Origin of the sequence: Thiolapillus sp., assembly GCF_048562965.1 — a bacterium.
Lineage (GTDB): Bacteria > Pseudomonadota > Gammaproteobacteria > Chromatiales > Chromatiaceae > Thiolapillus > Thiolapillus brandeum_A.
Map to the genome: position 1 here is coordinate 1 of NZ_JBHNMF010000138.1, position 7,406 is coordinate 7,406.

Sequence of the window (7,406 nt, forward strand, 5' to 3'; positions counted from 1 at the left end):
TTTCTTATGTATCAATGCTTTAGATCATAATTGTACCATCCTGCACCGGATTTCTCATCGTCTTTTTTCGGTTTTTCAATTGAATTTCAATGACTTGGCATTTATAGACGGGAACTAGATACGTTTGATCACCCTAATCAAGAACGCTACCTTGGTCAGCAAGTCCATGTCATAGTTATCGAGGAATACGTTTACCCCATTCCATTCGTGGAAACTGAAGAAGAAGTGTTTTTAAAAACGATCATACCTAGCCGAAAGGCTACGAAGAAATATTTAGGCTGCAGGAAATGAGCAAACTATCAAGCGAAGAGCAAGAGATTCTGGAAGCATTCGATAAAGGTAAGTTGAAGCGCTCCAAAAAGGCGGCTGATACACAAAAGCGGCATCAAAAGTACGCGGAGGCCATGTTTAAAAAAGATGCGCGTATAAATATTAGGCTTTCGTCAAAAGACCTGCGTGGCTTACAGAAAAGAGCCCTGGCAGAAGGCATTCCATACCAAACGTTGGTTGCTAGTATTTTACATAAGTTCGTAGAAGGTCGGTTGCATGAGAACAACGGCTAATACACGCCCTGAGGTAGTCCGTCTAGAAAAAAGCTGACTAGTTTGCCAGCTCTTTAACAAGTGGAGACTCCTGTGCTTTGAGTGCCATCAGGTACCTGGCTTCATCATACGGCTTACGGTCCTGCCAGCAGCGCCAGAGGATGCGTATTATCCATTTGTAGGCCAGAGCGCAGATCGCCATCTGGTGGGTTTTTCCCTTCTCCCGCTGGGCCTTGTAAAAGGCCCGCGCCCAGAAGGAAAAACGCACGGTCTGGTTGGTCCATTCGATAAAAGATTGCCGCAGGAACTTGGGACAACTGTAGCGCCAATGTACCCAGGACTTGTTGCCCGGGGCTCAACGGGAATCGTCAATCCGCGGCACCAGTGACAGGGCAGTTTCCAGTATCTCGGGGCCGGCGCCGGGAAGATGGGCGTTTTCTGACAGGCAGCGCCGCCATTTCTTTGCGCCGGGCTGGCCGTGAAACAACCCAAGAATATGGCGGGTGATGCGTTTCAGCGGGATACCCCGGGCACATTCCTGTTCCACCAGCGGCAGCAGCTTTTCAATGACCTGGTGGCGACTGGCCGGATGCCAGTCACTGGCGAAGATTCTCCTGTCCACATCCGATAGCATCCAGGGGTTGTGATAGGCTTCCCTGCCGATCATGACCCCGTCCACCTTCTTCAGGTGGTGTTCCGCCTGGTTCAGGTCGGTGACGCCACCGTTGATGATGATTTCCAGGTTCGGAAAATCCTGTTTCAGGCGGTACACAGTATCGTACTGCAGGGGAGGCACATCCCGGTTCTGCTTCGGACTGAGTCCCTGCAGCCAGGCCTTGCGGGCATGGACGATGAAGGTCCTGCAGCCGGCATCTGAGAGTTTTTCCACGAAGGCGGCGAGCAGGTCGTAGCTGTCCATATCATCGATGCCGATGCGGTGTTTGGCGGTCACGGGCAGGCTGCAGCTTTCTGCCATGGCGCTGATGCAGTCGGCCACCAAGCCGGGATTGGCCATCAGGCAGGCGCCGAACATGCCGGACTGCACACGGTCAGAAGGACAGCCCAGGTTCAGGTTCACTTCACCGTAACCCCATGCCTCGGCCAATCGGCAACACTGCGCCAGCTCTTCGGGGTTGCTGCCGCCCAACTGCAGGGCCAGGGGCTGTTCTTCGGGAAAGAAATCCAGGAAGCGTGCCGGCTCGTTGTGCAGCAGGGCACCCGTAGTGACCATTTCCGTGTAGAGCAGGGTACGGCGGCTGATGAGGCGGTGAAAATAGCGGCAGTAGCGATCCGTCCAGTCCAGCATGGGCGCTACGGACAGGCGTCTGTCCATGGTGCTCATGAGTTCTGTGGCGCTTCCCCGGTGCAGGCATCTCCGCCACCCGATGTGGCGGGTGCTTCCGGGGAGCAGATGCCTTCCACCTCCAGCGTTATGTGGCTGACCCGTGGCAGTCTGGCCTTGATGTCCTGTTCGATCTCGTCGATGATGCGTTCGGCGCGGCCAATGATGACCTCAACAGCAGCCCGGTCCAGGGCGTACTGCTGCAACTGCTCGCGTTGCTGGGGATTGCTGGTCAGTTCGTCCAGAAGATGATCACGGACATCGCTGATCTTCTGTTGCAGGCCGTTCACCATGGCTTCTTCCTTGAGTTCTATCTCCGCCACCAGCACCGTGTTCTGTTCGTCTATGATGATGGAACGCAGATCATGATAGCGCTCCAGTTCCGGGTGATCTTCCACGATATCCTGAAACAGATATTCCGCCTCCATGTCGCGCATGTCCGCCAGGAAACGCATGTTGATGAAACTCAGGTAGAAGGCGATGCCACCGAGCATGATGGCGATCAGGGCGGAGAAAAAGATGTCATATTCTGCATGACCTGTTGCCGCAGTCAGGATGATGCCCAGTGCAGCCAGCGTCAGACCCAGCATGGCGGCGGAGTCTTCCAGTACGATGGCCATGAGTGTCGGATCGTCTGCCCTGATCAGGTAGGCAAGAGGGTTCTTTTCACCTGACGCCCGCATGCGCCTCAGAAACTCCCTCATGGCCACGAGAAAGGAATAGCCTTCCAGCAGGAAGCCGATACCCAATACGGTGAGGTTCAGCCACAGGGCGCTGACCTCGTGGCCCAATATGCTGACGGTTTCTATGATATGGCTGTTGCCCAGCCCTTCCCAGCTGTGCCAGGCGTGGGACAGGCCCAGACCTGCCCCGATGGAGAACAGCCCGATGGCGGACCACAGGTTCCACAGGTATTTCTTCTGGCCATGGCCGAAGGCGTAGATGGTGTCGGCAGGCTTTTCGCTCTCGCGCAGACCCAGAAACAGAAAGCCCTGGTTGAGGGTGTCCATAAGGCTGTGTACCGCTTCGTTGGCCATGGAGGCCGAGCCGCTCAGGGCACTGGCGATGAACTTGATAACGGTTACCAGTGCATTGGAAATGATGGCGGTGATCACCGCTTTTCTGGAACTATGAGACATGAGCTTCCCTTTTCTTTTCAATCTTGCGTTCGTTGTGAATGTCCATGATGATCTTGATTGCCGACAGCAGGATGACGCCTATCACAGGATTGGGCAGCAGGGTGAGCAGGAAGGCGCTGGCCAGCAGGACCAGGTGCAGAATCACGATGCGGCTGTAGGGTTCCATCATGACCGTATCGATTGGCGTGTTTCGCGCCACGCCGCTCAGCAGGTCGCTGAAAAACTGTATGCCGTGGCTGAGGAACATGCCCAGCAGCGCCAGCCCGATACCCTGAGTTGAAAAGACCAGTTTTTCCAGTGTCTGCACATCCAGGCTTTGCTTGAGAAACAGCTCGAACAGCAGAGAGCCGTGGATGAAGGTGAACAGACCGTAGTGAACGGTGAAGAAGCCCGCTTTGAACAGGGCGCCAGACAAACGCTGCAGTTGCGAGCCGGGTTGGTTGCCATCTGCTGTCAGGAAGCGCGGTATCTGCCACAGGCCGATGATCACGTTCTCCATCCAGAACAGGAAAAGCATGAGTACAGGGTCCCAGCCCATAACCAGGGCCAGCACCAGCGACAGCAGGTTGGCGCCGATCTGCGCCCACAGCGGAAGGTTCAGCTTCATTGTTCCAGGTGCTTGATGAACACTTTGGAATTGCGTTGCCAGTTGTACAGGTCCTTGCGTTTTCCCGGTAACTCACTTACCGCAGCAGGAACAAAACCCCGTTCCCTGAACCAGTGAGCGGTACGGGTGGTGAGAACGAACAGCTGTTTCAGTCCCAGCGCCAGCGCCTGCTGCTGCATATGGCCGAGCAGCTGATCCCCACGGCCGCCTTTCTGATAATCCGGATGAATGACCAGACAGGCGAGTTCCGCCATTTTTTCTTCCGTAAACGGGTAGAGGGCGGCACAGCCGATGATGGCGCCGTCCCTTTCAATGACGATGAACTGGCCGATCTCGGTTTCGATGTATTCACGGGAGCGGCGTACCAGAACCCCGGCTTCCTCCAGCGGACGTATCAGCTCGAGGATGCCGGTTGCATCATCGATACTGGCCTGGCGCAGGGTTTCCCACTGTTCAGCGGTAATGAGCGTCCCGCTGCCATCGCGGGTGAAGAGTTCGGTAAGCAGCACACCATCCTGCTTGCGGGGCAGGATATGGGTTCTGCTGACGCCGTGACGACAGGCGCAGGCGGCGTTTGCCAGTACACGTCTCAGCTGTTCGTCCAGTGATTTGCGCCGCCTGAGCAGGGCGTCTGCTTCCGCCGGCACCAGGCTTTCGATGAGTTTTCTGCGGCTGTCCACCAGCTTGTTGTCTGTCAGGAAGATCAGCTTGTCCGCCTTTATTTCCGTCGCGATGGCGGCAGCAACATCCGCAGCGTTCAGGTTGAAGACTTCGCCCGTGGGGGAATAACCCAGGGGGGAGATCAGCACCATGGCGCCGGCGTCCAGCCTTTGCTGCAAAGCCGTTGTATTAATCCTGCGCACTTCGCCGGTGTGCTGATAGTCCACGCCGTCTATGATGCCCAGTGGCTTGGCGGTGACGAAGTTGCCTGAATCTACCGAGATCTGCGCACCGGACATGGGGGAGTTCGCCAAGCCGGTGGAAAGCAAGGCTTCGATTTCCACGCGCACGGTTCCAGCGGCCTCCTTGACGCACAGCAGGGTGTGTTCATCGGTGACGCGCATACCGTTGATGATCTGCATGGCCGCCCCGCGCAGGCTGAGGCGTTCTTCGATCTGCGGACGGGTGCCGTGGACCAGAACGAGCCGCAGCCCCAGGCTGTGCAGCAGGGCGATGTCATGGATGAGATGGGAAAATTCCTTTTCCTGTACCGCTTCTCCGCCAAAGGCGAGCACCACCGTGCTGCCACGGTGGGCATGGATGTAGGGCAAAGCCTGGCGGAACCAGCTGACGAAATTGTTGGCGTCCTTGTTCATCCGCCAATCATATCAGGTCATGCAGAAACGATGAATCAGCTGTTTGATCAGGGTGATGCCCGGCTCGATCTGCTCCATGGCCATGAACTCGTCCGGCTGATGTGCCTGGTCGATGCTTCCCGGCCCCATGATGATGGTATCCATGCCGAGCTGCTGCAGGAAGGGTCCTTCGGTGCCAAAGGCCACGGCTTCGGCGCTGTGCCCGGTCAGCACCTCTGCCGCCTGCACGATGGCGGCGGACGCCGGCGTCTCGAATGCTGGCACGCCACCGAACAGGGAATGGCACTCCAGTTTCAGGCCTGTTGAATGCAGTGTACGTTGCAGGCGCCGGTCCAGTTCCCGGCGCAGTTCATCCAGATCCATGCCGGGCAGGGGGCGGATATCGATATGCAGTTCGCACTGGCCGCAGATGCGGTTGGGATTGTCGCCGCCGTGAATATGACCCAGGTTTACCGTAGGTGTCGCCACCTCGAACAGGGGATTGCTGAAACGGGTGGCGAGTTCATTGCGCCATTGCAGGATCTCGGCAAGCACCAGGCTCATGCCGTCCAGGGCATTGTTGCCCAGCGATGGGTTACTGGAATGGCCGGAGCGGCCGGTGATGCGGATGCATTCCATGGCGATGCCCTTGTGCAGGCGGATGGGTTTCAGGCCCGTGGGTTCGCCGATGAGGGCATGACGTCCCAATTGTTTTTGTGCATCTGCCAGGGCCCGTGCGCCGCTCATGGAGCTTTCCTCGTCGGCCGTGGCGAGAATCACCAGGGGTTGCCGGAGCTTGCCGGTGTCCAGGTCACGGATGGCTTCGAGTACCAGCGCGAAGAAGCCTTTCATGTCGGTGCTGCCCAGGCCGTACAGCCGGTTGTCCCGTTCGGTCAGTTCGAAGGGGTCGGTGCTCCAGCGGCTGCTGTCGAAGGGCACGGTGTCCGTATGCCCGGCCAGCACCAGGCCTTCGGGACCGCTGCCTGCCGTGGCAATGAGATTGAACTTGCCGGGATAGTTGGGAACCGCCAGTTTCTCCGTTTGAAAGCCCAGGTTGTGCAGCCAGTCCTGCAGCAGGTCGATGACACGCACATTCGACTGGTCCCATTCGGCGCTGACACTGCTTACCGAGGGCTCGGCGATGAGGCGCCTCATCATGTGCAATAATGGCGGCAATTCGGTTTTGTTCACGGGCTCGTATGATCAATCGTGACTGGAAAGAGATCAAAGCATATGCTTTCTGCGGGGAACTGACCAGTGCCCAGTGGGCTTGGGAATTCCTGCGCCGCAATCCCGGCTACCAGCAGGAATGGCAACAGTTCTGGCAGACCTGGCAGGACCTCGAAGCAGCTTATGGCAAGCCGCCCGACCGGGATTTCTGTGCCTGGAAAAACGACCCCCGCGCCTGGCTGCCGGCCAGTGAATGCCTGGACGGAGAATGCCGTATCGACGAGGACAAGGTGCTCATCGAATGTGCCCTGGGTGCACGCTGGGGGTTTCACAAGTTCCCACCCAATCCCGAGGATGATGATCCCGTCGGTGAAGGCAGGCTGAACTGGCGTCCCCGTTCGGAAGAGGAACTGCCTGTACTGTCCGGTGAAGCACCCGATCTGTCACAGGAGCAGATGGCGCTGGTATTCGATCTCTCCCTTCCTTTGCGCCCGCAACTGGATCAGGCGCGTCACCAGTTGCAGCTCGAAACCAGCAGGAGACGGCGTGAAAACAGGTTGGCACCAAAGCGCGTACGCCTGCTGAAAGACCATTGGGTGATGCTGCTGCGCATGCTGGATGCCAGGGCAGCGGGAGAAGCAGCACAGGCCACACAGCTGTTTGGCGATGAAGCTGTCAGAGAAGCCGTGGCGCTGACGGAGAAGGGCTATCTGGAACTGCTACGGATTCCGGACTGACAGCCGCTCCTGGGAAACAGACAGATTTTACCGGCACGACCATACACATCACCCCACTCGGGAGTGCTCTGCATGCAGGCATGGACTGGTTCGCAAGAACCTGTTTTAGCCTGTAGCGCAGTCAGACGATGCTGCCAAAGCCCTGGTCAACGGCACCGCGGGGCATGTCCAGGCCCGCCAGTCGGCAACCCTGGGCGATGGGGCCGCCGGGAAACAGCGAAAACAGATATTTTTTTCCGCCACTGGCATGGAAGCGTTCTTCCAGTGCGTCGCTCAGTTCCCGAAGGTTCACGCGTTCGTGTCTGGCGTAGTATTCCTGCAGAGCGGCCAGCTCTTCCCAGTGATCCTCGGCCAGTTCCAGATGTTCTTCCCTGGCAAGTTTCTCGGCAGCTTCCGCTGACCAGTCTACCGGCGCATGGGGATATGACGGATGATGTTGTGAAGCCATCATGTTTTCCTCCGCTGCCAGCCATGGAGAGCGAAGCGAAGGCTGGTAGACCCCAGTAGCCGCGAGGCCGCACTGTTTTCCCGGCGTGCCTTGCGCCAGAGGGAAAACAAAGTAGGCCTCCGAACG

8 protein-coding genes and 1 pseudogene are annotated in these 7,406 nt (G+C 57.6%); 2 read left to right on the forward strand and 7 right to left on the reverse strand.

Translation table 11 applies throughout. The features are described 5' to 3' along the window. Positions 1 to 287 precede the first annotated feature (287 nt). Positions 288 to 563, forward strand: a complete 276-nt coding sequence (locus ACOCD2_RS09075; RefSeq protein ID WP_293646958.1) for an antitoxin — start codon at positions 288 to 290, stop codon at positions 561 to 563. Positions 564 to 600: 37 nt separating this feature from the next. Here the strand turns inward: ACOCD2_RS09075 and ACOCD2_RS09080 are convergent. The 6 genes and pseudogenes from ACOCD2_RS09080 to argE all read right to left on the reverse strand — a co-directional run. Then, positions 601 to 891: pseudogene (locus tag ACOCD2_RS09080) on the reverse strand (IS110 family transposase); the annotation flags it as partial. Positions 892 to 897: 6 nt separating this feature from the next. Beyond that, positions 898 to 1,884, reverse strand: coding sequence for a tRNA dihydrouridine(20/20a) synthase DusA (gene dusA / locus ACOCD2_RS09085; protein ID WP_293646960.1), 987 nt, complete (start codon positions 1,882 to 1,884; stop codon positions 898 to 900). After that, positions 1,881 to 3,023, reverse strand: coding sequence for a cation diffusion facilitator family transporter (locus tag ACOCD2_RS09090; RefSeq protein WP_293646962.1), 1,143 nt, complete (start codon positions 3,021 to 3,023; stop codon positions 1,881 to 1,883). The genes dusA and ACOCD2_RS09090 overlap by 4 nt, the downstream gene beginning before the upstream one ends. Beyond that, on the reverse strand, positions 3,013 to 3,630 hold the full coding sequence (locus ACOCD2_RS09095; RefSeq protein ID WP_293646964.1) for a DUF6498-containing protein: 618 nt from the start codon (positions 3,628 to 3,630) through the stop codon (positions 3,013 to 3,015). Before ACOCD2_RS09095 ends, ACOCD2_RS09090 begins: the two co-directional genes overlap by 11 nt. Next, the gene (gene argA, locus ACOCD2_RS09100) at positions 3,627 to 4,946 is read right to left on the reverse strand and encodes an amino-acid N-acetyltransferase (protein ID WP_293646966.1); all 1,320 of its coding nucleotides are present in this window, start codon (positions 4,944 to 4,946) and stop codon (positions 3,627 to 3,629) included. The genes ACOCD2_RS09095 and argA overlap by 4 nt, the downstream gene beginning before the upstream one ends. Positions 4,947 to 4,958: 12 nt before the next feature. Then, positions 4,959 to 6,116 carry an acetylornithine deacetylase gene (gene argE, locus ACOCD2_RS09105; RefSeq protein ID WP_293646968.1) on the reverse strand — a complete coding sequence of 386 codons (1,158 nt, stop codon included), beginning with the start codon at positions 6,114 to 6,116 and terminating at the stop codon, positions 4,959 to 4,961. Positions 6,117 to 6,124: 8 nt separating this feature from the next. Here argE and ACOCD2_RS09110 point away from each other — a divergent pair, with 8 nt between their 5' ends. Beyond that, positions 6,125 to 6,832 carry a transcriptional regulator domain-containing protein gene (locus ACOCD2_RS09110; protein ID WP_293646970.1) on the forward strand — a complete coding sequence of 236 codons (708 nt, stop codon included), beginning with the start codon at positions 6,125 to 6,127 and terminating at the stop codon, positions 6,830 to 6,832. 121 nt (positions 6,833 to 6,953) lie between these two features. Here the strand turns inward: ACOCD2_RS09110 and ACOCD2_RS09115 are convergent. Then, the coding region (locus ACOCD2_RS09115; protein WP_308333125.1) for a TusE/DsrC/DsvC family sulfur relay protein at positions 6,954 to 7,406 on the reverse strand (453 nt) is incomplete at its 5' end.

Bases quoted from the DNA above. Each gene is read 5' to 3' on its own strand.
- argA (WP_293646966.1), bottom strand. From the start codon at position 4,946: ATGAACAAGGACGCCAACAATTTCGTCAGCTGGTTCCGCCAGGCTTTG.
- ACOCD2_RS09075 (WP_293646958.1), top strand. From the start codon at position 288: ATGAGCAAACTATCAAGCGAAGAGCAAGAGATTCTGGAAGCATTCGAT.
- ACOCD2_RS09110 (WP_293646970.1), top strand. From the start codon at position 6,125: ATGATCAATCGTGACTGGAAAGAGATCAAAGCATATGCTTTCTGCGGG.
- ACOCD2_RS09090 (WP_293646962.1), bottom strand. From the start codon at position 3,023: ATGTCTCATAGTTCCAGAAAAGCGGTGATCACCGCCATCATTTCCAAT.
- ACOCD2_RS09095 (WP_293646964.1), bottom strand. From the start codon at position 3,630: ATGAAGCTGAACCTTCCGCTGTGGGCGCAGATCGGCGCCAACCTGCTG.
- dusA (WP_293646960.1), bottom strand. From the start codon at position 1,884: ATGAGCACCATGGACAGACGCCTGTCCGTAGCGCCCATGCTGGACTGG.